This is a genomic window from Roseateles depolymerans (assembly GCF_003387155.1).
In the GTDB taxonomy this organism is placed as follows: Bacteria; Pseudomonadota; Gammaproteobacteria; order Burkholderiales; family Burkholderiaceae_C; genus Roseateles; species Roseateles depolymerans.
Window position 1 is genome coordinate 1,347,116 of the sequence record NZ_QUMT01000002.1, and the last position, 21,937, is coordinate 1,369,052.

A 21,937-nucleotide genomic window follows, 5' to 3' on the forward strand; every position below is an offset into this window, starting at 1 on the left:
AGGGCCTGCTTCGCGAGCCGGCCCAGCCGCGAACCAGGGTGTTGTGCATCCCGACTAGGGGCGACACCCCATCACCACGCAACGACGACGACCCGTTTGACCATGGGCTTCGGACACAAGCAGATGGGACTGGAAATATATGCCCGTATCGGGTATGTTTCGGGGTATCGCATGCCGGAAGTTCTCAAGCGCAAGGAATTCGCACGATGGCAAGAGCGCGAAGGGCTGCCCGATGCCGCGCTTTGCGCCGCCGTCCAGGAAATGCGCAGCGGGTTGGTGGATGCCGACCTTGGATGCATGCTCTTCAAAAAGCGTGTGGCGCGGCTCGGTCGTGGCAAAAGCGGGGGATACAGGACGGTGCTGTCCGCCATGGTCGGACTGCGTTACGTGTTCCTTCACGGGTTCGCCAAGAGCGACAAGGACAACATCACGGCGGCGGAAAAGAAGGGCTTGCAGTTCGTTGGCAAGGTATTTCTCAAATTGTCTGGCGAGGCGCTCACCGAGGCACTCAGGTCAGGCGTATTGATGGAGGTTGGTTGTGAGCAAGATCATTGAATCCCTGCGCGGCGACTTGGCGGCGCTGCATGACGTGGGAGCCGTTTCCAAGCTCACCATGCGCCAGTTCGACACCCTCTGTCCGCCGCCGGTGCGGCCGTTCAGCGCGTCGGACATCCGCGAACTGCGCGAGGCCTTGAAGTTCAGCCAGCCGGTCTTCGCCCTGCATCTCCACACCACGGCATCGACCATCCGGAAGTGGGAACAAGGCAGCACGCAGCCCACCGGCCCGGCGCTCAAGCTGCTCAATGTCATCGCGGACAAGGGGCTGCAGGCCATTCTCTGAAGGCCGCCCCCGCACGGGGGGTGTAGCGCCTCTTTGGCAGGAGTCTCTCCGCCACCCCGGCGACGCTGCCCTACACTCTCGCTCCGCAGACCTTTCACAAGCCCTCGGTCCGGGGGCTTTGTTCATTTTTCGAGCCCGATGAGCAGCGCCGCCGCCCCCGACGATTTCTCCCAGCACACGCCAATGATGGCGCAATACCTCCGCATCAAGGCTGAGTTCCCGGAGACGCTGGTGTTCTACCGCATGGGAGACTTCTACGAGGTCTTCTACGACGACGCGCGCAAGGCGAACCAGCTGCTGGACGTCACCCTCACCACCCGTGGCCAGAGTGCCGGCGCGCCGGTGGTCATGGCCGGCGTGCCAGTGCATGCGCTCGAGGCCTATCTGGCCAAGCTGATCAAGCTGGGCGAGGCCGTGGCCATTGCCGAGCAGGTGGGCGAAGTCGGCGCCAGCAAAGGCCCGGTCGAACGCAAAGTGGTGCGCGTGGTCACCCCCGGCACCGTCACCGACACCGAACTGCTGGCCGACAAGCAGGACTCCATCCTCCTGTCCGTCACCACCCAGGGCAAGACCCATGGCCTGGCCTGGCTGTCGCTGACCCAGGGCCAACTGGGCCTGGCGCAATGCGACGAGCGGGACCTCGGCTCCTGGCTCGCCCGCCTGTCCCCCGCCGAAGTGCTGGTGGACCGCGACAAGCACCCCGCCGCCGTGCTCGCCGCCCGGCTGCCCATCACCAATCGCCCCAGCTGGCAGTTCGATGCATCGCTCGGCCAGCGCAAGCTCTGTGAGCAGTTGTCGGTCGCCAGCCTGCAAGGCTTCAATGCCCAGGAGCTGACCGCCGCCCACGCGGCCGCCGCCGCCCTGCTCTCGTATGCCGAGCACACCCAGGGCCGGGCCCTGGCGCACGTCAAGAGCCTGGAGGTGCAGCGCGCCACCGACCTGCTGGACCTGCCGCCCGCCACGCAGCGCAACCTGGAACTGACCCAGACCCTGCGCGGCGAGACCTCGCCCACCCTGCTGTCGCTGCTGGACACCTGCCGCACCGGCATGGGCAGCCGCGCGCTGCGCCACTGGCTGCTGCATCCGCCGCGAGACCGCGCGCCCGCAAAGGCCCGCCAGGAAGCCATTGCCGAGCTGCTGACCACCGGTTTCGAGCCACTGCGCGAAGCCCTGCGCCAGGTGTCGGACGTGGAGCGCATTGCCGCCCGCGTGGCCCTGCGGCAGGTGCGCCCACGTGAACTCGCCGGGCTGCGCGCCACGCTCCAGATCCTGCCCGAGCTGGCCCAGACCGTCCCCATGGGCGCCCCGCTGCTCGAGGAACTCTCTCAGGGCCTGAGCGCCTCGCCGCACCTGGCCGAGCTGCTGACCCGTGCGATTGCCGAAGAACCTGCCGTGCTGCTGCGCGACGGCGGCGTCATCGCCACCGGCTTCGATGAGCAATTGGACGAGCTCCGCGGCATCCAGAACAACTGCGACGCCTTCCTGCTGGACCTGGAAACCCGCGAACGCGCCCGCACCGGCATCAGCAACCTGCGGGTGCAGTTCAACAAGGTGCATGGCTTCTACATTGAGGTCACCACCAGCGGCCTGGACAAGGTGCCGATGGACTATCAGCGCCGTCAGACCCTGAAGAACGCCGAGCGCTTCATCACGCCGGAGCTCAAGGCCTTCGAGGACAAGGCCCTGTCCGCCCAGGAACGGGCACTGGCGCGCGAAAAGCTGCTGTTCGAAGCCGTCATCGACCAACTGACCGAAGAACTGCCGACCCTGGGCCGCCTGGCGCGGTCGCTGGCGTCGCTGGATGTGCTGGCCGCGCTGGCGGAACGCGCCGCAACGCTCAACTGGTGCCGCCCGGACTTCGTCAGCCACCCCTGCATCGACATCCAGGGCGGACGCCACCCCGTGGTGGAGGCCCGCCTGCGTGAGACCGGTGCGGGCGAGTTCATGGCCAATGACTGCCGGCTGGACGCCCGCACCAAGCTGATGGTGATCACCGGCCCCAACATGGGCGGTAAATCGACCTTCATGCGGCAGGTGGCGCTGATTGCGCTGCTCTCGGCCATCGGCGCCTATGTGCCGGCCACGAGCTGCCGCCTGGGGCCGATCGACGCCATCCACACCCGCATCGGTGCGGCGGATGACCTGGCCAATGCCCAGTCCACCTTCATGCTGGAGATGACCGAGGCAGCCGCCATCCTGCACAGCGCCTCGGAACAGTCGCTGGTGCTGATGGACGAGATCGGGCGTGGCACGTCCACCTTCGACGGGCTTGCGCTCGCAGGTGCCATCGCCACCCACCTGCACGACAAGTGCCGGGCGTTTACGCTGTTCGCCACCCACTACTTCGAGCTGACCGAGTTCCCGGCCAAGCATCCGCAGGCGATCAACATGCATGTGTCGGCCGTTGAAAGCGGCGAGGACATCGTCTTCCTGCACGAAATCCAACCCGGCCCCGCCAGCCGCAGCTACGGCGTGCAGGTGGCGCGCCTGGCCGGCATGCCGTCGCCGGTGGTGCGACAGGCCCGGGCGGCGCTCGAGGCCCTGGAAGCACGGGCCAGCGAGGGCGAGACCCAGATCGACCTGTTTGCACCGCCGCCCGAACCGGCACCGTCCGCGGCCGCAGAGATCGAGTCACCGCTGCTGGACGCCCTGCGTGATGTCGACCCCGACGCGCTGAGCCCCCGCGAAGCGCATGCGATGCTGTATCAACTCAAATCGATGGCCAGCCACCGCCCCTGAGGGCTGGGCTTTGCTGAAGGACTGATCGAACACTTCCATGAGCACCGCCCATCCCCACCCTCCCTCGAAGGCACAGGCGCATTCCCATCGGGACGCGGTGGTGCCGACGCCGCCCAAGACCCGCACCCTGGTCTTCTCCCATGCCAATGGCTTCCCCGCTGGTTGCTACCGCGTGCTGTTCGAGCATTGGCGAACGGCGGGGTGGACGGTGCATGCGCTGCCGCGCATCGGCCATGACCCGCGGTTTCCGGTCACCAGCAACTGGCCGCATCTGCGCGACGAGCTGCTGCACTTCATCGAGGACGAGGTCCGGCCGGACGGACCGGTGGTGCTCGCCGGCCATTCGCTGGGCGGCATGGTGTCGCTGCTGGCGGCCTGCAAGCGGCCTTCCTTGGCAGCGGGCCTGGTGATGCTGGACTCCCCGGTCGTGGACGGATGGCGCGCGCACAGCGTGCAGATGGCCAAGGCGGCCCGCTTCATCCACCGGGTGTCTCCCGGCAAGGTCTCGCGGACCCGGCGCCACGAGTGGCCCAGCCTGGAGGAGGTGCACCAGCATTTCGCCAGCAAGAGCAAATTCGCCCGCTGGGACCCACGCGTGCTCAAGGATTACATCGACAGCGGCTTCGATCGGCTGGAAGACGGGCGCATCAAGCTCGGCTTCAGCCGGGACATCGAGACCCGCATCTACAACACGCTGCCGCACAACCTGCCTCGCGTGCTGCGCAATCATCCCCCGCGCTGCCCCGTCGCTTTCATCGCCGGGACGCAGTCGGAAGAACTTCGGCAGGCGGGCGCAGCCGGCTCCAAGGCACTGGCGCGAGACCTGTTCCGGTGGTTCGAAGGCACCCATCTCTACCCGTTCGAGCGGCCGGATGACACGGCGGCGCTGGTGCTGTCGCTCCTGGACGAGATGCATCTGGGCCCCGCTGCCGACTGACAGTCTCGCGCCCCCAACAGCTCCCCCACAGCCCTCATCCCCCCGCCCGGAGGCCGCCCCTGGAAGGGGCCTATAATGCCGCTTTACCACCACGGCGTTTTTGGCGGAAGAACCAGGGCGCTGCAAGACAATGACCAAGTACGTCTTCGTCACCGGCGGTGTCGTGTCCTCCCTCGGCAAGGGCATCGCATCCGCCTCTCTCGCCGCGTTGCTCGAATCCCGCGGCCTCAAAGTCACCCTCATCAAGCTGGATCCCTACATCAACGTGGATCCGGGAACGATGTCGCCGTTCCAGCACGGTGAGGTGTTCGTGACGGACGACGGCGCCGAAACCGACCTGGACCTGGGCCACTACGAGCGCTTCATCACCACGCGGATGAAGCGCAGCAACAACTTCACCACCGGCCAGATCTACATGTCGGTGCTGGAGAAGGAGCGCCGGGGTGACTACCTGGGCAAGACCGTCCAGGTCATCCCCCACATCACCAACGAGATGCAGGAATTCATCCGTCGCGGCGCCGGTCATGGCACGCCGGACGCGGTGGATGTGGCCATCGTGGAAATCGGCGGCACGGTCGGCGACATCGAATCGCTGCCCTTCCTGGAAGCCGCGCGTCAGATGAGCCTCAAGCTCGGCCCGACCAACGTGGCCTTCGTGCATCTGACCTACGTCCCCTGGATCGCCGCTGCCGGCGAACTCAAGACCAAGCCCACCCAGCACACCGTGCAGAAGCTGCGCGAGATCGGCATCCAGCCGGACGCGCTGCTGTGCCGTGCCGACCGCCGCATCCCCGACGACGAACGCGAGAAGATCTCTCTGTTCACCAACGTCCCGGAATACGGCGTGATCTCCATGTGGGACGTCAACACCATCTACAAGGTGCCCCGCGTCCTGCATGAGCAGGGTCTGGACCAGCTCATCTGCACCAAGCTGCAGCTCAACACCAAGTCCACCGACCTCAAGCGTTGGGACACCCTGGTGCACGAGGTCGAGAATCCCAAGACCGAAGTCACCATCGCCATGTGCGGCAAGTACACCGACCTGTCGGACAGCTACAAGTCGCTCAACGAGGCGCTGCGCCATGCCGGCATCCACAACCATGCCCGCGTGAACATCGAATACGTCGACTCCGAGACGCTGGACGACGACCATGTCGAGCAGCTGTCCAAGTACGACGCCATCCTGGTGCCCGGCGGCTTCGGCAAGCGCGGGGTGGAAGGCAAGATCCGCGCGGCCCAGTACGCCCGCGAGACCCGCACCCCCTACCTGGGCATCTGCCTGGGCATGCAGGTCGCGACCATCGAATATGCGCGCCACCTGGCCCATCTGGACGGCGCCAACTCCACCGAGTTCGACCCGGAAGCCCCACATCCGGTCATCGCCCTGATCGACGAGTGGCAGGACGCCGACGGCACCATCCAGAAGCGCGACGAGAAGTCCGACCTGGGCGGCACCATGCGCCTGGGCGCCCAGAGCTCGGACGTCAAGCCCGGCACGCTGGCGTATGAGATCTATGGCCCGGTGGTGACCGAGCGTCACCGCCACCGCTACGAAGCCAACGAGCACTACCTCGACCGGCTGCAGGACGCGGGCCTGGTGATCTCCGCCATCACCCAGCGCGAGAAACTCACTGAAATCGTCGAGCTGCCGCGCACGGTCCACCCCTGGTACATGGGCGTGCAATTCCACCCGGAATTCAAGTCCACCCCGTGGGGCGGCCATCCGCTGTTCACCGCCTTCATCAAGGCCGCCCTCGAGCACAAGACCAAGAACGGGCACGCAGGCAACAAGGCCTGACAGGCCTGAGCCACCCCGCCGACGCCCCACCGGAGACCGCCCATGCCCGCCTTCATCATTGCCGACGTGACCGTGACCGATGCCGACCAGATGGCGGCCTACCGTGAATGGAGCACCAAGGCGATGAAGGAGCATGGCGCCGAAGTGCTGGTGCGCGGCGGTGAGTTCGAGGTGCTCGAAGGCCCCTGGACGCCCAGCCGGCTCGTGGTGCTGAAGTTCAGCGACCGTGAGGCCGCCAAGCGCTTCTACCACTCGGACACCTACCAGCATGCCAAGACGCTGCGCGAGAACGCCGGCGTCATGCGCATGATCGTGGTCGACGGCGTCTGACGCCCTGCCCGGCCCCGCACGACGCTGCGGGCCGGACGTCGATTGTTCAGCGGTGGTAACCGATCGCTGGCACCATGCGCGGCGCATAAGTTTTTTTACTTTGGAGACTGTTTCATGAGCGCGATTGTTGACATCGTCGGACGCGAAATCCTCGACAGCCGGGGCAACCCCACCGTCGAATGCGACGTGCTGCTGGAATCCGGCGTGATGGGCCGTGCGGCCGTGCCGTCGGGCGCCTCCACCGGTTCCCGTGAAGCCATCGAGCTGCGCGACGGCGACAAGAGCCGCTACCTGGGCAAGGGCGTGCTCAAGGCGGTGGAGCACATCAACACCGAGATCTCCGAGGCTGTGCTGGGCCTGGACGCGTCGGAACAGGCTTTCCTGGACAAGACCCTGATCGACCTGGACGGCACCGAGAACAAGAGCCGCCTGGGCGCCAACGCCATGCTGGCCGTCTCCATGGCCGTGGCCCGCGCCGCTGCCGAAGAATCCGGCCTGCCCCTGTACCGCTACTTCGGCGGCATGGGCGGCGTGCAACTGCCGGTGCCGATGATGAACGTCATCAACGGCGGCGCTCACGCCAACAACTCGCTGGACCTGCAAGAGCTGATGATCGTCCCCGTGGGCGCTCCCAGCTTCCGCGAAGCTCTGCGCTGGGGCGCAGAAGTCTTCCATGCCCTGAAGAAGATCATCGACAGCCGCGGCATGCCCACCGCCGTGGGTGACGAAGGCGGCTTCGCCCCGAACGTCGAAAGCCACGAAGCGGGTCTGCAGCTGATCCTGGAAGCCATCGACAAGGCCGGCTACACCCCGGGTGAGCAGATCGCCCTGGCCTTGGACTGCGCCGCCAGCGAGTTCTACAAGGACGGCAAGTACGTGCTGGAAGGCGAAGGCGGCGTGCAGCTCAGCGCCGAGCAGTGGACCGACATGCTGGCCACCTGGGTCGACAAGTACCCCATCATTTCGATCGAAGACGGCATGGCCGAAGGCGACTGGGACGGCTGGAAGCACCTGACCGAGCGCCTGGGTGACAAGGTCCAGCTGGTGGGCGACGACCTGTTCGTCACCAACACCAAGATCCTGAAGGAAGGCATCGACAAGGGCATCGCCAACTCGATCCTGATCAAGATCAACCAGATCGGCACCCTGACCGAGACCTTCGCCGCCATCGAAATGGCCAAGCGCGCCGGCTACACCGCCGTCATCTCGCACCGCTCGGGCGAAACCGAAGACTCGACCATCTCTGACATCGCCGTCGGCCTGAACGCCGGCCAGATCAAGACCGGTTCGCTGTCGCGCTCCGACCGCATGGCCAAGTACAACCAGCTGCTGCGCATCGAGGAAGACCTGGGCGACGTGGCCTTCTACCCGGGCCGCGCTGCGTTCTACAACCTGCGCTGACCCCTGCGCCGATCCCCCGGTCGGGTGAACGCTCGACCCGGTGAACGACTAAACGCCTCCCTTGTGGAGGCGTATTTTTTTGCATGGCCCACCCAAATGCGGTGAAACAGCCATCAAGGCTTGCAGTGCAGTCCGGCTAAACTTCGCCCCGTGAAAGTCCTGGCCATCGTCCTGACCGCCTTCCTGGTCGCTATCCAGGCCCAGCTCTGGCTGGGCAAGGGCGGCCTTGCCCGTGGCGTGCAGCTGCGAGCCGAATTGCAGCAGCAGCAGGAAGCCAACGAAAAGGCCCGTGCGCGCAACGCGCAGTTGCAGGCGGAACTGCTGGACCTGCGGGAAGGCCTGGAAATGGTCGAAGAAAAAGCCCGCATGGAACTCGGCATGGTCAAGCCGGACGAAGTGTTTGTCCCGCTGCGACGCTGACCCTGATGCTGCCTGACCTACTGAAAGCGCTGCTCGAGCTGGCGCTGTCCCCCGCCTTTACCGCCCTGGGCAGCCCGATCACCTGGCTGGAGCTGGTGGCGTTTGTGCTGGCGCTGTGGATGGTGGTGTGCAACATGCGGGTGCAGGTGCTGGCGTGGCCGCTGGCGCTGACCAGCTCACTGCTCTACTTTGTGCTGTTCTGGACCGGCAAGCTCTATGGCGAGGCCACCTTGCAACTGCTCTTTGCGGGCCTGGCCCTGTGGGGCTGGTGGCAATGGCTGCGCGGCCGCACGGCTGATGGCGATACCTTGCATGTGCGCACCCTGGGCTGGCGCGGACGCTGGATGGCGCTGGGCGTGACCCTGGCGGCCTGGCCGCTGCTGGGGCTGTTCCTGCAGCACCGCACGGACTCCCCGCTCCCCTACTGGGATGCGCTGCCGACCGTGGCCAGCATCACCGGCCAATGGCTGCTGGGCCGCAAATACCAGGAGAACTGGCCGGTGTGGGTGCTGGTCAATCTGGTGAGCGTGGCGCTGTTTGCCTTCAAGGGCTATTGGCTCACCGTGGTGCTGTATGCGGTGTTCGTGCCCATGTCGGTCGCAGGCTGGCGCGCCTGGCAGCGGCAGATGACCACGGCGGTGCCGGCCTGATCCGCCTCGCGCGGATCGACAAGACTTGAACCCATGGCGCTCCACATCGCCCTGCTTGGCGCAGAAAGCACCGGCAAGAGCCAGCTCGGCCTGGCCCTGCTGGACCATTTGCGCCACAACACGCAACTGCGTCCGGCGCTGGTCCCTGAATACCTGCGGGAGTGGTGCGACCGGGAAGGCCGCACCCCCAGGCCCGACGAGCAGGCCGGCATCGCCCAGGAACAGCAGGCCCGCGGCGATCAGGCGGCCCAGGACCACGACATCGTCCTGCACGACACCACGCCGTTGATGACCGCGGTCTACAGCGATCTGCTGTTCCAGGATCTAAGCTTGTATCCCTTTGCGCTGGAGCACCAGGCGCGCATGGATGCCAATCTGCTCATGGCGCTGGACCTGCCCTGGACGGCGGACCCCCAGCGCGACGGACCCCATGCCCAGGGTCCGACGGACCAGTTGATCCGGCGTGCCCTGATCGGCGCACGGCTGGATTACAGCGTCGTGGGAGGCCAGGGCCCTGCCCGCCTGGCTCAGGCCTTGAACGCCCTGGGCCCGCTGCTGCGCCCCCATCTCAGCGCCGGCGATGGCCTCTTCAGCCGACTGATGCAGCGAGCCGACAGCCTGGGCGGTGAATGGCGCTGTGAACACTGCGACGACCCGGCCTGCGAACACGCCAGCCGTCTGCAACGCCGCTGACGCCGAACCGAAGGCACAATCCCGGCCGAAACGGCTCCGCAAATGTTTGCGGAGTCTCGCGTGACCGCCTGGAGCCTTTGATGATCGCTCGACTCTCCCGCCTGCTGCCGGTGCTGCCGGCCACCCTCGGCGCCGTGCTGCTGGCCGCTTGTGGCTCGATGTCCTCGCCCTCGCCCTCGGCAACGCAGGCGCCGGGCGCCTCCGCACCCTCTGCGGCCGCTGCTGCCTCCAGCCCCAGCGTGTCGGTCAAGGTCCTGGCCATCAACGACTTCCACGGCAACCTGCTGCCGTCACCGGGCGGTATCCGCATCAAGGATCCGGCCCAGTCCGACAAGCTGATCACCATCCCGGCCGGGGGCGCTGAACGCCTGGCCACCCTGGTCGCGCAGCTCAAGGCCAAGAATCCCAACCATGTGTTCGTGGCCGCCGGAGACTTGGTGGGCGCCAGCCCGCTGCTGTCCGCGCTGTTCCATGACGAGCCGACCATCGAGTCCCTGGGCATGATGGGCCTGGACCTGTCCGCCGTGGGCAACCACGAATTCGACCAGGGCCTGCAGGAACTGCTGCGCAAGCAGCAAGGCGGCTGCCATCCCAAGGACGGCTGCAAGGGGCCGACCCCGTTCACCGGCGCCAAGTACCAGTACTTGGCGGCCAGCACCGTGGACACGGCCACCGGCAAGACCGTTCTGCCGGCCTACAGCATCAAGCGTTTTGACGGAGTGGCCGTCGGCTTCATCGGCTTGACGCTCAAGGGCACGCCGGAGCTGGTCAGCCCGAGCGGGGTCAAGGGCCTGTCCTTCCAGGACGAGGCAGAGACGGTGAACCGCCTGGTGCCCGAGCTGACGAAGCAAGGCGTGCAGACGGTGGTGGTGCTGATCCATGAAGGCGGCGTCCCGACCGGCGGCTACAACGAATGCCCGGGGATTTCCGGGCCGATCGTGGACATCGTCAAGAAGCTGGATCCGCATGTGGGGCTGGTGGTGTCGGGCCATACCCATCGCGCCTACAACTGCCGCATCGATGGCCGGCTGGTGACCAGCGGCGACAAGTACGGCACCCTGATCAGCGAGATCGACCTGACCCTGGACCGCGCCACAGGCCGACTGACCGAAGCCCGTGCGGACAACCTCATCGTGCGTCCGGAAACGCCGAAGGATCCGCGCCAGACGGCGCTGATTGAGTCCTACCAGAAGCTGGCGGGTCCGCTGATTGACCGCCCGGTGGGGTTCCTCGGCCGTACCTTGAGCAAGGACGGTGACGACAAGGACCGCGGCGGCGGCAGCACCGTCGGCCAGGCAGTCGCCGACGCCATGCTGGCCGCGACGCAGGCCCCGCAAGCCGGCGGCGCGCAGATCGCGCTGACCAACATCGGTGGCGTGCGCACCGGCATCGTCCGCCGTCCGGATGGGGTGGTGACCTTCGGCGATCTGTTCGCCGCCCTGCCCTTCAGCAACACGCTGGTGGTGATGGAGTACACCGGCGCGCAACTGCTGCAGGCGCTGGAGGAGCAGTGGCAGGGCAAGGACGACCGCTTCATGCCGCTGCAAGTTTCACAGGGGCTGCGGTATGAATGGGACCAGCGCCGTCCGCAGGGCCAGCGCGTGGTGCCGGGCAGCCTGACGCTGAACGGCCAACCCATCCAGCCGGACCAGCGCCTGCGGGTGGTGGTCAACAGCTTCCTGCAGGCTGGCGGCGATGGCTTCCCGACGCTGGCCAAGGGCCGGCAGGTGATGGTCGGACCGGATGATGTCCAGGCCCTGGAGGCCTACTTCAAGAGCCATGGCAACACGCCGGTGATGCCGACGGCGCTGAACCGGACGGTGCGGGTGGACCTGGGCGGTCAGGAGGAGTGAGGCGGCATGGGGCCTTGGCCCCGGTGGGACGCCCCACCGCATTGAGTCGGCGCCCTTCCGGCCACGGAAGGGCCCGTCCCAAGCCTTATTGGATCTGCCCACTCCCCGGCGCCTGATTCTGCGGATCGGTGAAGAGCTCTCCCACATCCACCGCGTCGAACTTGTAGTGGTTGCCGCAGAACTCGCAGCCGATTTCCACGCCGCCCAGCTCGGCCAGCACTTCGTCCACTTCCTTGCGGCCCAGGCCCAGCAGCATGCGACCCACGCGCTCGCGGGAGCAGGTGCAGGCAAAGTGCGGGGTCTGCGGCTCGAATCGCCGCACGTTCTCTTCCCAGAAGAGGCGGCGCAGGATGGTGTCGCTGTCCAGGGTCAGCAGCTCTTCGTTGGTCAGCGTCGCCGCCAGCATGCTGATGCGGTTGTAGGCGTCCTCCATCAGCTCGCGCTCCACCCCGGAACTGGCGCCTGCTTCCAGATTGCCCTCACCCTCGATCGGCAGGCGCTGGATCAGCAGCCCGGCGGCCATCTGGTCGTTTGCCGCCAGCACCAGCGTGCTGTCCAACTGCTCGGACTGACGCATGTAATGCTGCAGCACCTCCGACAGCTTGTTCAGCGGCTCGCCTTCCGGCCCCACCAGCGACACCAGCCCTTGATACGGCTGCTGCCCAGGCAGACGGTCCTTGGGGTCCAGCGTGATGGCGCAGCGGCCCTGGCCATGCGCATTGAGCATCTGCTGCAGCGTGGCGTCGTCCGGCACTTCATCGCGGGTCTTGGCGGTGGCGCGGAAGCTCATGTCCGGCTGCACCTCGGCCACCGCCAGCTTCAGCGGGCCATCGCCCATCACCTGGAAGATCAGCGCGCCGCTGAACTTGATGTTGGCCTGCATCAGCACGCCGGCCGCAGCCATCTGGCCCACCAGGTCGCGCACTGCCGGCGGCAGGGGCTCCTTGCGACGGCTCAGCAGCTCTTTCCAGCTGCTGTCCAGCCGCACCAGCACGCCGCGCACCGGCAGGCCTTCAAACAGGAACTTGTGCAGTTCGCTCATGGTCTCTCTTTCAGTCGATTCGGGTCAGGGTGTCGGCATAACGCTGGCCGTTGCGCACGTAATGCGCGGCACTGAGCGCCAGGCCCTGGATCTGTTCGGGCGTCAATTCACGCACCACCTTGGCCGGGCTGCCCATGATCAGGCTGCCGTCCGGGAATTCTTTGCCCTCGGTCACCAGCGAGCCCGCGCCCACCAGACAGTTGCGGCCGATACGGGCGCCATTCAAGACCACCGCCCCAATGCCGATGAGGGAGTTGTCTCCCACCGTGCAGCCATGCAGCATCACCTGGTGGCCGACGGTCACATTGGTGCCCAGCACCAGCGGCATGCCCGCGTCCGCATGCAACACGCTGCCGTCCTGGATGTTGGAGCCGGCGCCGATGGTCAGGTGCTCGCTGTCGCCGCGCAGGACGGCGTTGAACCAGACGCTGACCCGGTCGCCCAGGGTCACCCGCCCGATCACGTGGGCGCTGTCGGCCACCCAGACGGCTTCCCCCAGTTCGGGCCTGTGTTCGCCCAGTTGATAGACAGCCATGTGCGGTGCTCCCGGTCGGTGGCCGGCGGCAGCCGACGCAAAAGCGATAATTCTAAGGATGGAACTCCGCACCCGCGCCTTGCAGGTCCTTCTGATCCCGGACCCGCACGAGAAGGCGGACGCCGCCCGCGCGCTTTTTGATCAACGCGACCGCCTGGCCCTGGACCGGGAGGCCCAGCTGCAGCCCGATGCCGAGCTGCCTGGCCGGCCCGAGCGGCCGCGTTTGCTGTCGGTGTTGCAGGTGCCCTCGCGTTCCCCGTTCACGACGCAGGGCCGCGCGGCGCTGCTGCATGCCATCGCGCACATCGAGTTCAATGCCATCAAGGCATGTTTGCATATTGGAATAAAATCAACCAGGTCCACTCCTGGGTTGATCAATGCCAACCGCATACAGCTACGTCCGCTTCAGTTCAGCTAAGCAAGCGGACGGCGACAGTCTTCGTCGCCAAACTGAGATCACCGAGGCCTACGCTCGGAAGCACGGCCTCACAATCGACCCACGGCGCTACGCCGACCTTGGCGTCTCTGCCGCAAAGGGCAAGAACTTCAAGGAAGGTGACCTCGCAGCCTTCTTGAAAGCCATTGACGAGGGTGTCATCGCCCCCGGCTCCTACCTCCTGGTCGAAAACTTCGATCGGCTGTCGCGCACACCGCCGATGACAGCCCTGCACCTGTTCCAGACCATCATCGGTAAAGGGATCAGCGTCGTCACATTGAGCGATGAGAAGCTGTACAGCACGGAGACCCTGAACCGGAACTGGACTGACCTCGTCCAAGCCCTAATGCAGATGTCACGGGCGCACGACGAGAACAACCGCCGCACCGACAACGTCAGAAAGGCATGGAGCGCCAAGCGTGCCGAGAACATCAAGAGCGGCACGAAGTTGACTGCGATGGGGCCGGGCTGGCTGCGGCTAAGTGAGGACAAAACGACTTGGCACCAGATCAAGGAGAAGGTCGAAGTGGTCGCCAGGATCTTCGCTCTAGCACACGATGGTCATGGCTCCCCGACGATCGCTCGCATGCTCAATGCGGACAAGGTGCCGATGCTCAAAGGTGCTAACAACCGCTCCAAAGATTCGGCGGGTTGGCAGTCCGGTACCGTTCAGCACGTCCTGAAGAACAGCGCCGTCATCGGCACCTACACACCGAAGAAGGCTGACGCCCCGCCGATCGAAAACTACTACCCGCAGATCATCAAGCGTGAACTGTTCTACGAGGTACAGGCGCTCATCAAGTCTAGAGCTGGCAAGGGAGGTCGCAAGGGCGAAGGGATCTCAAACCTGTTTTCCGGCATCTCCTATTGCAAGGCATGCGGGACGAAGATGCGGACTGTCAGCGCGTCCGGTGACCATCGCTACCTGCGGTGCATCAGTGCCCATAGCAACCAAGGCTGCAGCGAGCCAAAGCTGCCGTACCTTGCAGTTGAAGAGGCGGTGCTCAATCGAATTCTCAACGCCCAGCAGCGGATGATCCTGCGACAAGAAGGTGTGGAGATGAGGTCGGACCCCACGGCAGCCATCAAGGGCGAAATTGCCACGAAGCAAGAGCGCCTTGATCGCTATAACCAAATGATCGGGGACGGCGAGGTCGCGGCTCCGAAATCGACGCTGGCGATCATCATTAAGCTTGAAGCTGAGATCGATCAGCTTAAAGAGCAATTGAAGAAAGCGGTCGTACCCATCCCTGAAGACGAAGCATGGATGAGTGCGATTCGCCTTCGGTGGGAACACGATAAGTTGAAGGCGGATCCATCCAAGCTTGCAGAGCTGACGGACCTTCGTCGCAGGATGCAGAGCTCGATCCGTCAGTTCATCCACCGCATTGACTTCGCACCCGAGCAAGACGCGATTACCGTGACGTTCATCAGCCGCAAGGACGGACGCCACCTTGAGCGTGCCCTGAGCTACCGCTCCTTCAAGCAGGATCGCGGCTTCCAGAAGGGCAACGTCAACGGCAAGCGCCCCTGAAGGTTGGTCAACCGGTTAGCCAAACCGCCCCCTCCGTATAAATAGCCTGTCAGCTTGAGAGAGCGCAGAAGCCGCCAAGCTCATCGGCGCAAGGCCGACCTTGATTCATCAGGGCGCTCTCTCAAGCTGACCCGGTTCTTGGCGGCACCGGTCCTGACAACAAAATCAAGGCGAGACATGGCAACACTGACCCTCACGGCGTACAAGCCCAACCTGAAAGATCCCCGCGTTCAAAAGCGGGTTGCTTCTGTGCTGGCATGGGTCGATCTGCACCTGTCGCCGACGTCACCTCAGCCCGTCCATCACGACAAGCTGCGCTCCGTTTTCGGCACCCCGACCAATCCCCTCTCTGCCTACCTCCGCGCCAACCTGCTCTGCCAAGTCGGGACGTACATCCCCGGCCAGCAGTCACTGAGTTACACGCTGAACAAGGCCAAACGAGACAAGCTGGAGCAACAGCTACACCAGCTAATGGTTACTACAAGTGGCCCGAGCAACGCCGACATGTACCCCGAGCTAGCCACCCTTGAGTTCACGTACAGCCTGAAGTCAGACCGGTACTGGCACCCGCTGCAGAACATCAAGCGCGAGAAGAAGGCCGACCTGTGGCGCAATCACCTGCCCTACAGCTACGACACCGAAGCTTGCGCTCCAACCATCCTGTTCCAGTGCGCGTCAGCCCACGGCCTATCTGATGTTCTGCTGGAACCCCTCCGCGCCTACCTTGACGACCGGACCAAGTTCCGCAGCCACGTCGCCACCCTCACCGGCCTGAGCCTGACCGACTCCAAGAAGCTGATCAATTCCCTGTTCAACGGTGCTCGGTTGGCCGCCAACAGCTACTGCTCCGCGTTCCGACTCATGGGCTACGACGAAGCCGCCATGGCACGCCTGAAGGCCGATCCCCAGGTCAAAGCCCTGCTCCGCAACATCAAGGCAGTCTGGTCCCGGCTTGAGCTAGTTGAGACCCACAAGCAGACGCCGACCCTGTCCGAAGTTCTGGCCGGTACCGCAAAACCGGTCGAGAAGAAGCTGAAGACATCCGCTCAGAAGTGGTCGTACTACTTCGCCCGTGAACGCCGGATCCTGGATTCAATTACGGACGAACTCCGTCAGGCCGGGATCAAACATTTCACTGAACACGATGGATTTCGGACGGACCGGGAGATTGATGTCGCGGCTATTCAATTTGCTGTCAAGACGAAGACGGGATTCGACATCAAGCTTAAGGCCGAGTGAGAGACACATAAGCAGGAGCAACAAGCACGCTACCAGCTAATGGTTACTACAAGTACCGGAAGAAGCAGAATCATGCAGGAGCAACATGCACCACCAGCTAATGGTTACTACATCTTTCCCGGAAAAATGAACTGGTGAGCCCTGGCACGCCCGTAGTAATGGTTACTACAAGTGCCCTGCCCGACATACTCGCACCTACAACCAACCTGCAGCCTTGGCGGCTTGTGCTACACCAGCTATGAAAATTCCGCCCCCCCAAAGAATTCGTGGTAGCTTGCAAACAAACAAGGCAGCCAACCGCACTCCCGGACCGTCCTTGCTGAAATGCTTCAGCGGATCCGTCGCCTGCAGAGACCGTAGATAAAGTTTGTGCGCGAATTCGGGCATGGACACTATTGTTCCTGAATCGCCGAACACCGCAATAGCAACACGTGACCCCAACGCAGGAAAACTGAAGATTGGCAGCCGCAGCGAATAGAGCCAAGCAACTCGCCCGCCTGAACCGGAGGCAGAATTCCTTTATTAATCAGCAACTTACGCAACAGGCCAAGCAGTCACCAAGGCCTAAGATAGATTCCAATCTGCAAGCCGTGGATCGTCTTGTCATAGAAGATCACGACAGGAAGATCCCCAGCAAACTGCAGAAATCGTAGTAGGTCGGGCGCTACCTAGGGACATGCCTAGAAGTGCACAAGCCGGTGGATGACCCAGGCGGCCCCGCCGCCTCCGCACGCAGCAACGATCACCGCTCCCAGCCGGTCATTCAGCACCAGCATGAGCAGGGCAAGCAGGAACACCCACGGCTTGTCCTTGGGAACCTGCTTCAGAGGTTCCGTAAGCCGCGATTCTTGGTTGGGAGTGCGACGGGTTGTCATGCAGCATATTGTCGTTGGGTGCTGCAAGCTTTTTCTTCGTACCTTAGGTGTAAACCCTCGATTTTTGGCGCTAACTTAGTAGACGCTCACCGGCTATGCCTTGTAATACAAACTCTGTTGTATTTTTTCAAGATGGAGTTCTTCTGCACAATTTCCACTGATACAGCCACTGTAGATGGGCTTGCCTTGGCCACCTCTTGCGCTACATGCGGTCGAAGCTTTGCGTTTCGCTCCGCTTCTTCAACCTGCGAAAATTAATGACCAACGGGTCATCTATTCTCGTCAACTCCTATCTGAAACGTGACGAGTCGCCTGCCGGAGGTGTCCGGACCGCTCGATGACTGACCCATCATCCCGACGGTCAGACACTCCCCAGGCCTCACCAGGACCTTCGAGGGTAGGCACGGTGCACCAACGGTTGGCCTACGGTGGGGAACGGTTTCCATGCCCTGGGGCAGACGCTGGACAAGAACCTGACAGTGAAATGGAAAGAGCGTCGCCTTAATCTTCTATAGGGGCTCCCGGAATTTCCGGGCCTTTTTGCCCTTTTTCAGCGGTGAGCCGTTCTGCAGCCTGTCTCGTCTTCCGCTCCTGATTTCTTTTCGCCAGATCGACCTCTTCTTGACTCCTCTGTTGAAGGGCCCACTCCATGCGAGCGCGGATCGAGTACTCCCCTAAGCGAACCCGCTCTGGGGGTAAGTTAGCCACGCTTCTTAAACGGTCTATCAGATCGGCAATTTCCAAGCCTATGCGGATAAATTCCTCGCGGCGAGTCTTGAAATACTCTGGAAAATCAGGGCGAGAGTCATTCTCGTAGATTATTCCCAGCTTTGTACGGACTTGTTCAATTTCGTCCGGAAGGCGAAATATCTCGTACATGAGTTCCTGAGGAATCGCTTTCCATTCGACGTCAAGTGCTAGTGGGGAGAATGACGGGTAATCTACAGTGGCTGCATAGAAACCGTTCCCTCCTGCTGGCTCGCCCAGCTCGGTTCCGTCATCACAACCGACTGCGTAGCATCCCAACGCCAACTTTTCGAGATGAGACACCGTAACGATGGCGAGGTAACCAGCATCCTTCTTCTTCTTGAAATGGCCCGTCAACGCCTCCTTGATCGCGACGAACGAGTTGCCCAGGATGACACCGGCGATACCGGTAAGCCCGGTGATGATTGCCGAGATTTGTTTGTCGTCGAGTTCCATCCCTCTCCCTCTGGGCACTTGTAGTAACCATTAGCTGGTAGGCATGTTAGTCCGCTGCCATCTGTCTTATGGCTTCTCTACCGGCTTCGATTGCTTCTTCTTCCGTTCTGTAGACACCGGCCAACGGCACACGGGTCACGTCCCTTCCAGGAGGTCTGGTGACAAGCACCCGCACGAACAGCCCTTCTTCATCCCGATCTGCCTCGACGGAAGCACTCCACTCATCATTTCGCACTCCAAAAAATGTCAGCTCCGTAGAAGACGAAAGTGTAGGAGCCCGGCGAAGGATCAGAACAACTAACCGCACTCGACGGAGTTAGGTACTCTGCCGAGATCTGGAACTCGACGTAGCCCCCTTGACAAAATGACATCCCGTGCTATAATCGAAAAGTTGGGCAACAAATTTGCTCCAACGACTACAAGCCGACTTCCCGCAAGGGCCGTCGGTATTTTTTCGTCTGTACTTTTTGAGAGGATCTATATGACAAGAGAACTGAAACCGATCTCCACTGACCCAGCCAACCAAAATAGCGAAAGCAGAATCGAAATTTTTGATCCACTACCGCCGAACACTGAAAAAGGGAGCCAATTGGCTCCCTTTGCGTTTCAAGGATCCAATAACACCATCCACATTCATGGCATCACCTGCAACCTTCAGTTCAACGTCCCGCCGAAGAAGGATCGCGACTGGCTGAAACTGGTCGCAAAAGCCGCACCTGCCCTTACCGTCGTGGCCTACTACCAAAAACATTTTGAGCCCATTATTCAAACCTTGTACTCGCTTTTTTCTAGTTAAGCGATGGCGGCGATCTGGGCTAAGAACTCTGAAAGGTGGACTGAAGACGCGCTCTTGGGTGGCTCGATCTTTTCCGCGTCCGGGCTGAATGGCCATGCCCAGAGCACCTGGGGGTACGTGGTCCGCTTCTTCCGTTTCCAGATGTCCTCTTCCCCGCCGATCAGGATCCCTCGCTGCTCAATCCGGATCAGTCGGGCGCTGAAAAGCTCCACGTGGGGCACTGTCGAGTTGCCGGTTGGCATCAGTAGACAGACCTGGTTGCCCCGCCCGTCCCTGCCCTTGTACGTGCTCTTGTCCAGGATGAGGGTGCCGACCAGGGGCGTAGCAGCCCGAAGTTCCTCAGGCGTCAGCTTGACTCCTTGGCGGCGAAGGCAGAGGGCACGGACCAGCATGGCTACAACTACTGTATGGGCATACAGTATAGCCAAGCCGTAGGTCAGCAGGGGCGCATCAGCTCCGGCTCCTTGCCTTCCATCACGCCCAGGTCGAGTTCGATCCAGCTCGCATGCAGCGCCTCTGCGACGGTTGATGCCCGATCTGCAGCGACTCGAAGCGCTTCTAATGTGATCCGCCTATCGCCGCTCTCCGCGACGATGACCTCTTCCCATAGCTTGTCTTTGGCGGATCCGTCGTTCTTGAACCGGGAAAGCGTTAGAGGGTTGTGAGCCACCAAGTTCCGGGTTTTCGCAAGATGGCTGACCTCATTAAGCAGGTCCAGCAAGACCTTGCGGTTCCAGTCCGACAGGTTGCGTTCCGGCAAGATCGAACGCAGCAGGTCCAGGCGCTGCTTCAGCTGTAACGAAACCAAAAACTTCATCTGCTGATCGCTGCATTGCTGCCGGAGCAACTCGTTGATGGCACTCTCCATGACGCCGAAGGCGATGAAAAGCCTGCCGATCACGGGAGCCCATTGATCATCTCTGGTCAGGCGGACCATTTACGTTCCCCACGACTTCCCAGTCAATCTCGATCCCTATCCGCCGCGTATTGCCCAGAGCAGTAGTAACACCGGTACTCAAGATGGTCTTCCTCGTCGTGCCAAGCAGACAGCTCCCCAGACGTAACCTTTATCCCGCAGTTGGAACAAGAGGCAGGAACCTCGTCACCGTCTTCATTTCCGCAGAAGGTGCATCGATAGCCAGTACTGGACTCCGAGTTGACGACTAGAGTGTCGTTGCCACATTCCTCGCATTCCATTCTTGCCGGAACGGAGTCAGGGTCGTGCGGATCCTCGGGATTCGCCGCCTCTACCTCGTCAGCCTGCCTGATGGCGTCATGCAGCTTGAACTGGTACTCGTCAGAGAGTATCGAAAAGATCGCCTTGGTCTCCTCGGGAATTCGTTTCTCCACATCGACCACATCGTAGTAGTCAAGGAACTCCAAGAGAGATCGAAAAAGGCGACCGATCGTGATCCGTGCTGTCGCAACGTCCATCTCGAACCTGTGGTGCTCGATGTCGTTCCTCAACTTCTTAAGCCACTCTAAGTCCTTCTTGAAGTCTCCAGCAACAGCGTCCTTTTCCTCGTTGTTAATGAAGTTGACCGCGTCCCAAAGGCCAATCGTTTTAGCAGTCAGCGGATCGATCTTTGCAGCAAAAGGGTTCGGATAGATCAACAGTGGATGCTTCTGGGTGATGTGGTGCTTGAAGATCAGTTCTATAAAGTGGGCCATGTGTAGCACACAGAATTTGTAGGCCTTCTGATCGCCTCCGTCGCCTTCCTCAAACTTCTTGAGCGCCTCCTGAAGACTGTCCATTGCGTTCTCAAGCAGATCCAGCTTGTGGTTCATGTTCCCCTCCTGTTCATTTGGTCTAGATGGTACGTCGGAAGGCCTGGCGGATGAACAGTCGGTTAGCACGCGTTTGCGGGGATCGATACATATCATTGCAACACTACGACCACTAAAGGCAATGATCGAACCAATTCAAATCTCAATCACGGGCGAATTGAACCCGCAGGCCGAAGCTGACTTTCTAGTTCGTAGCTGGCACCACCTGTCCCCAAGCGACAAGGAGAAGGTCAAGGTAATTTGCACGCGAGTTCTCCGCAAGGAACTTCTTGAGCAGTCGCGTCGACCCAAGGACTAACTGCGAGGCTTTTTCGTGCCTCTCTGCCAAAGCAGTGTCAGCGAAAGGCCCCCAGGTCTCGCAGCCTCCACAATGGCTAGAGCCTCCCACCACGTGACCTCGGAAACGATGCCAAGCGCCTTGTCCTCGCGGTACTACTTTCTTTCTTCCCACCAAGGCAACCGCTCCAAAAGTTCAAGCGGCTGAACTGACCTGCCCCCATTCGCCGTACCAATCAGGCGGAAGTCCGGGTTGAAGATTACTTGATCTCGTTGCTTGAAGCCGGTGACGGCTGGTTCTTGGTGCGGTGGCGCTGAGCAAACTCCGCCGGCGGTATCCGTCCAAGGCTGCTGTGCGGCCGCACCTCGTTGTAGTCCTGGCGCCAGCTGGCGATCTCCGAGCGCGCCTGCGGCAACGTCTGGAACCAGTGCTCGTTCAAGCACTCGTCCCGGAATTTGCCATTGAAGCTCTCGATGTAGCCGTTCTGCATGGGCCGCCCTGGCTGGATCAGGATGTGCCGCACGCCGTGAGCCTGCGCCCAGGCCATGAA

The 21,937-nt window shown here is 62.4% G+C and carries 23 protein-coding genes; 15 read left to right on the forward strand and 8 right to left on the reverse strand.

Features of this window, described 5'->3' with window-relative positions:
• Positions 1-171 precede the first annotated feature (171 nt).
• The 11 genes from DES44_RS13765 (at position 172) to DES44_RS13815 (ending at position 11,662) form a co-directional block, all read left to right on the forward strand.
• Positions 172-555, forward strand: a complete 384-nt coding sequence (locus DES44_RS13765) for a type II toxin-antitoxin system RelE/ParE family toxin (protein ID WP_058937449.1) — start codon at positions 172-174, stop codon at positions 553-555.
• Entirely contained in the window at positions 539-841 is a 303-nt protein-coding gene (locus tag DES44_RS13770; RefSeq protein ID WP_058935432.1) for a helix-turn-helix domain-containing protein, read from the forward strand. Before DES44_RS13765 ends, DES44_RS13770 begins: the two co-directional genes overlap by 17 nt.
• Positions 842-979: 138 nt before the next feature.
• A complete protein-coding gene (gene mutS, locus DES44_RS13775; protein WP_058935433.1) occupies positions 980-3,580 on the forward strand; it encodes a DNA mismatch repair protein MutS in 2,601 nt (866 codons plus the stop codon).
• Between the two features lie 37 nt (positions 3,581-3,617).
• Positions 3,618-4,517, forward strand: coding sequence for an alpha/beta hydrolase (locus DES44_RS13780; RefSeq protein ID WP_083525645.1), 900 nt, complete (start codon positions 3,618-3,620; stop codon positions 4,515-4,517).
• Between the two features lie 130 nt (positions 4,518-4,647).
• Positions 4,648-6,315: a CTP synthase gene (gene pyrG / locus DES44_RS13785; protein ID WP_058935434.1), complete on the forward strand. Its 1,668-nt coding sequence runs from the start codon at positions 4,648-4,650 to the stop codon at positions 6,313-6,315.
• Positions 6,316-6,357: 42 nt separating this feature from the next.
• Positions 6,358-6,645, forward strand: a complete 288-nt coding sequence (locus tag DES44_RS13790; protein WP_058935435.1) for a DUF1330 domain-containing protein — start codon at positions 6,358-6,360, stop codon at positions 6,643-6,645.
• Between the two features lie 114 nt (positions 6,646-6,759).
• Positions 6,760-8,046 carry a phosphopyruvate hydratase gene (eno, locus tag DES44_RS13795; protein ID WP_058935436.1) on the forward strand — a complete coding sequence of 429 codons (1,287 nt, stop codon included), beginning with the start codon at positions 6,760-6,762 and terminating at the stop codon, positions 8,044-8,046.
• A gap of 150 nt (positions 8,047-8,196) precedes the next feature.
• Positions 8,197-8,466: a cell division protein FtsB gene (ftsB, locus tag DES44_RS13800; protein WP_058935437.1), complete on the forward strand. Its 270-nt coding sequence runs from the start codon at positions 8,197-8,199 to the stop codon at positions 8,464-8,466.
• Positions 8,467-8,471: 5 nt separating this feature from the next.
• The gene (gene pnuC, locus DES44_RS13805; RefSeq protein WP_116001558.1) at positions 8,472-9,116 is read left to right on the forward strand and encodes a nicotinamide riboside transporter PnuC; all 645 of its coding nucleotides are present in this window, start codon (positions 8,472-8,474) and stop codon (positions 9,114-9,116) included.
• Positions 9,117-9,149: 33 nt separating this feature from the next.
• Positions 9,150-9,809, forward strand: a complete 660-nt coding sequence (locus DES44_RS13810; RefSeq protein ID WP_058935438.1) for an AAA family ATPase — start codon at positions 9,150-9,152, stop codon at positions 9,807-9,809.
• Between the two features lie 80 nt (positions 9,810-9,889).
• On the forward strand, positions 9,890-11,662 hold the full coding sequence (locus tag DES44_RS13815) for a bifunctional metallophosphatase/5'-nucleotidase (RefSeq protein WP_232309785.1): 1,773 nt from the start codon (positions 9,890-9,892) through the stop codon (positions 11,660-11,662).
• 85 nt (positions 11,663-11,747) lie between these two features.
• Here the strand turns inward: DES44_RS13815 and hslO are convergent, their stop codons facing one another.
• Both hslO and DES44_RS13825 read right to left on the reverse strand, forming a co-directional pair.
• Complete coding sequence (gene hslO, locus DES44_RS13820) at positions 11,748-12,704, reverse strand: Hsp33 family molecular chaperone HslO (protein ID WP_058935439.1); 957 nt, start codon at positions 12,702-12,704, stop codon at positions 11,748-11,750.
• Positions 12,705-12,714: 10 nt separating this feature from the next.
• On the reverse strand, positions 12,715-13,239 hold the full coding sequence (locus DES44_RS13825; RefSeq protein WP_058935440.1) for a gamma carbonic anhydrase family protein: 525 nt from the start codon (positions 13,237-13,239) through the stop codon (positions 12,715-12,717).
• Positions 13,240-13,297: 58 nt separating this feature from the next.
• On the opposite strand from DES44_RS13825, the gene DES44_RS13830 reads away from it, so the two are divergent.
• From DES44_RS13830 to DES44_RS13840, 3 genes are all read left to right on the forward strand, one after another.
• A complete protein-coding gene (locus DES44_RS13830; protein ID WP_116001607.1) occupies positions 13,298-13,657 on the forward strand; it encodes a DUF455 family protein in 360 nt (119 codons plus the stop codon).
• Positions 13,617-15,209, forward strand: a complete 1,593-nt coding sequence (locus DES44_RS13835; protein ID WP_058935442.1) for a recombinase family protein — start codon at positions 13,617-13,619, stop codon at positions 15,207-15,209. The genes DES44_RS13830 and DES44_RS13835 overlap by 41 nt, the downstream gene beginning before the upstream one ends.
• 177 nt (positions 15,210-15,386) lie before the next feature.
• Positions 15,387-16,448, forward strand: coding sequence for a hypothetical protein (locus tag DES44_RS13840; RefSeq protein ID WP_058935443.1), 1,062 nt, complete (start codon positions 15,387-15,389; stop codon positions 16,446-16,448).
• A gap of 680 nt (positions 16,449-17,128) precedes the next feature.
• On the opposite strand, the gene DES44_RS13845 is transcribed toward DES44_RS13840, so the two are convergent.
• Together DES44_RS13845 and DES44_RS13850 are read right to left on the reverse strand one after the other, a co-directional pair.
• Complete coding sequence (locus DES44_RS13845) at positions 17,129-17,323, reverse strand: hypothetical protein (RefSeq protein WP_058935444.1); 195 nt, start codon at positions 17,321-17,323, stop codon at positions 17,129-17,131.
• Positions 17,324-17,824: 501 nt separating this feature from the next.
• Positions 17,825-18,526 carry a hypothetical protein gene (locus DES44_RS13850; protein WP_058935445.1) on the reverse strand — a complete coding sequence of 234 codons (702 nt, stop codon included), beginning with the start codon at positions 18,524-18,526 and terminating at the stop codon, positions 17,825-17,827.
• A 481-nt stretch (positions 18,527-19,007) separates the two neighbouring features.
• On the opposite strand from DES44_RS13850, the gene DES44_RS24710 reads away from it, so the two are divergent.
• Complete coding sequence (locus tag DES44_RS24710; RefSeq protein WP_147307089.1) at positions 19,008-19,322, forward strand: hypothetical protein; 315 nt, start codon at positions 19,008-19,010, stop codon at positions 19,320-19,322.
• Here the strand turns inward: DES44_RS24710 and DES44_RS13855 are convergent.
• The 4 genes from DES44_RS13855 to DES44_RS13870 all read right to left on the reverse strand — a co-directional run.
• Positions 19,319-19,714: a hypothetical protein gene (locus DES44_RS13855; protein WP_058935446.1), complete on the reverse strand. Its 396-nt coding sequence runs from the start codon at positions 19,712-19,714 to the stop codon at positions 19,319-19,321. The genes DES44_RS24710 and DES44_RS13855 overlap by 4 nt on opposite strands.
• Before the next feature lie 44 nt (positions 19,715-19,758).
• The gene (locus DES44_RS13860) at positions 19,759-20,259 is read right to left on the reverse strand and encodes a hypothetical protein (RefSeq protein WP_058935447.1); all 501 of its coding nucleotides are present in this window, start codon (positions 20,257-20,259) and stop codon (positions 19,759-19,761) included.
• Positions 20,260-20,282: 23 nt separating this feature from the next.
• Positions 20,283-21,110: a hypothetical protein gene (locus tag DES44_RS13865; protein WP_058935448.1), complete on the reverse strand. Its 828-nt coding sequence runs from the start codon at positions 21,108-21,110 to the stop codon at positions 20,283-20,285.
• Between the two features lie 536 nt (positions 21,111-21,646).
• Positions 21,647-21,937, reverse strand: a 291-nt coding sequence (locus tag DES44_RS13870) for an integrase core domain-containing protein (protein WP_147307090.1), incomplete at its 5' end; no start/stop codon positions are given.

What these genes read in the sequence shown, in the direction of transcription:
- DES44_RS13765 (WP_058937449.1), top strand. Translation starts at nt 172, where the DNA reads ATGCCGGAAGTTCTCAAGCGCAAGGAATTCGCACGATGGCAAGAGCGC.
- mutS (WP_058935433.1), top strand. Translation starts at nt 980, where the DNA reads ATGAGCAGCGCCGCCGCCCCCGACGATTTCTCCCAGCACACGCCAATG.
- DES44_RS13780 (WP_083525645.1), top strand. Translation starts at nt 3,618, where the DNA reads ATGAGCACCGCCCATCCCCACCCTCCCTCGAAGGCACAGGCGCATTCC.
- pyrG (WP_058935434.1), top strand. Translation starts at nt 4,648, where the DNA reads ATGACCAAGTACGTCTTCGTCACCGGCGGTGTCGTGTCCTCCCTCGGC.
- DES44_RS13790 (WP_058935435.1), top strand. Translation starts at nt 6,358, where the DNA reads ATGCCCGCCTTCATCATTGCCGACGTGACCGTGACCGATGCCGACCAG.
- eno (WP_058935436.1), top strand. Translation starts at nt 6,760, where the DNA reads ATGAGCGCGATTGTTGACATCGTCGGACGCGAAATCCTCGACAGCCGG.
- pnuC (WP_116001558.1), top strand. Translation starts at nt 8,472, where the DNA reads ATGCTGCCTGACCTACTGAAAGCGCTGCTCGAGCTGGCGCTGTCCCCC.
- DES44_RS13810 (WP_058935438.1), top strand. Translation starts at nt 9,150, where the DNA reads ATGGCGCTCCACATCGCCCTGCTTGGCGCAGAAAGCACCGGCAAGAGC.
- DES44_RS13815 (WP_232309785.1), top strand. Translation starts at nt 9,890, where the DNA reads ATGATCGCTCGACTCTCCCGCCTGCTGCCGGTGCTGCCGGCCACCCTC.
- hslO (WP_058935439.1), bottom strand. Translation starts at nt 12,704, where the DNA reads ATGAGCGAACTGCACAAGTTCCTGTTTGAAGGCCTGCCGGTGCGCGGC.
- DES44_RS13825 (WP_058935440.1), bottom strand. Translation starts at nt 13,239, where the DNA reads ATGGCTGTCTATCAACTGGGCGAACACAGGCCCGAACTGGGGGAAGCC.
- DES44_RS13830 (WP_116001607.1), top strand. Translation starts at nt 13,298, where the DNA reads ATGGAACTCCGCACCCGCGCCTTGCAGGTCCTTCTGATCCCGGACCCG.
- DES44_RS13835 (WP_058935442.1), top strand. Translation starts at nt 13,617, where the DNA reads ATGCCAACCGCATACAGCTACGTCCGCTTCAGTTCAGCTAAGCAAGCG.
- DES44_RS13840 (WP_058935443.1), top strand. Translation starts at nt 15,387, where the DNA reads ATGGCAACACTGACCCTCACGGCGTACAAGCCCAACCTGAAAGATCCC.
- DES44_RS13845 (WP_058935444.1), bottom strand. Translation starts at nt 17,323, where the DNA reads ATGACAACCCGTCGCACTCCCAACCAAGAATCGCGGCTTACGGAACCT.
- DES44_RS13850 (WP_058935445.1), bottom strand. Translation starts at nt 18,526, where the DNA reads ATGGAACTCGACGACAAACAAATCTCGGCAATCATCACCGGGCTTACC.
- DES44_RS24710 (WP_147307089.1), top strand. Translation starts at nt 19,008, where the DNA reads ATGACAAGAGAACTGAAACCGATCTCCACTGACCCAGCCAACCAAAAT.
- DES44_RS13855 (WP_058935446.1), bottom strand. Translation starts at nt 19,714, where the DNA reads ATGCTGGTCCGTGCCCTCTGCCTTCGCCGCCAAGGAGTCAAGCTGACG.
- DES44_RS13860 (WP_058935447.1), bottom strand. Translation starts at nt 20,259, where the DNA reads ATGGTCCGCCTGACCAGAGATGATCAATGGGCTCCCGTGATCGGCAGG.
- DES44_RS13865 (WP_058935448.1), bottom strand. Translation starts at nt 21,110, where the DNA reads ATGAACCACAAGCTGGATCTGCTTGAGAACGCAATGGACAGTCTTCAG.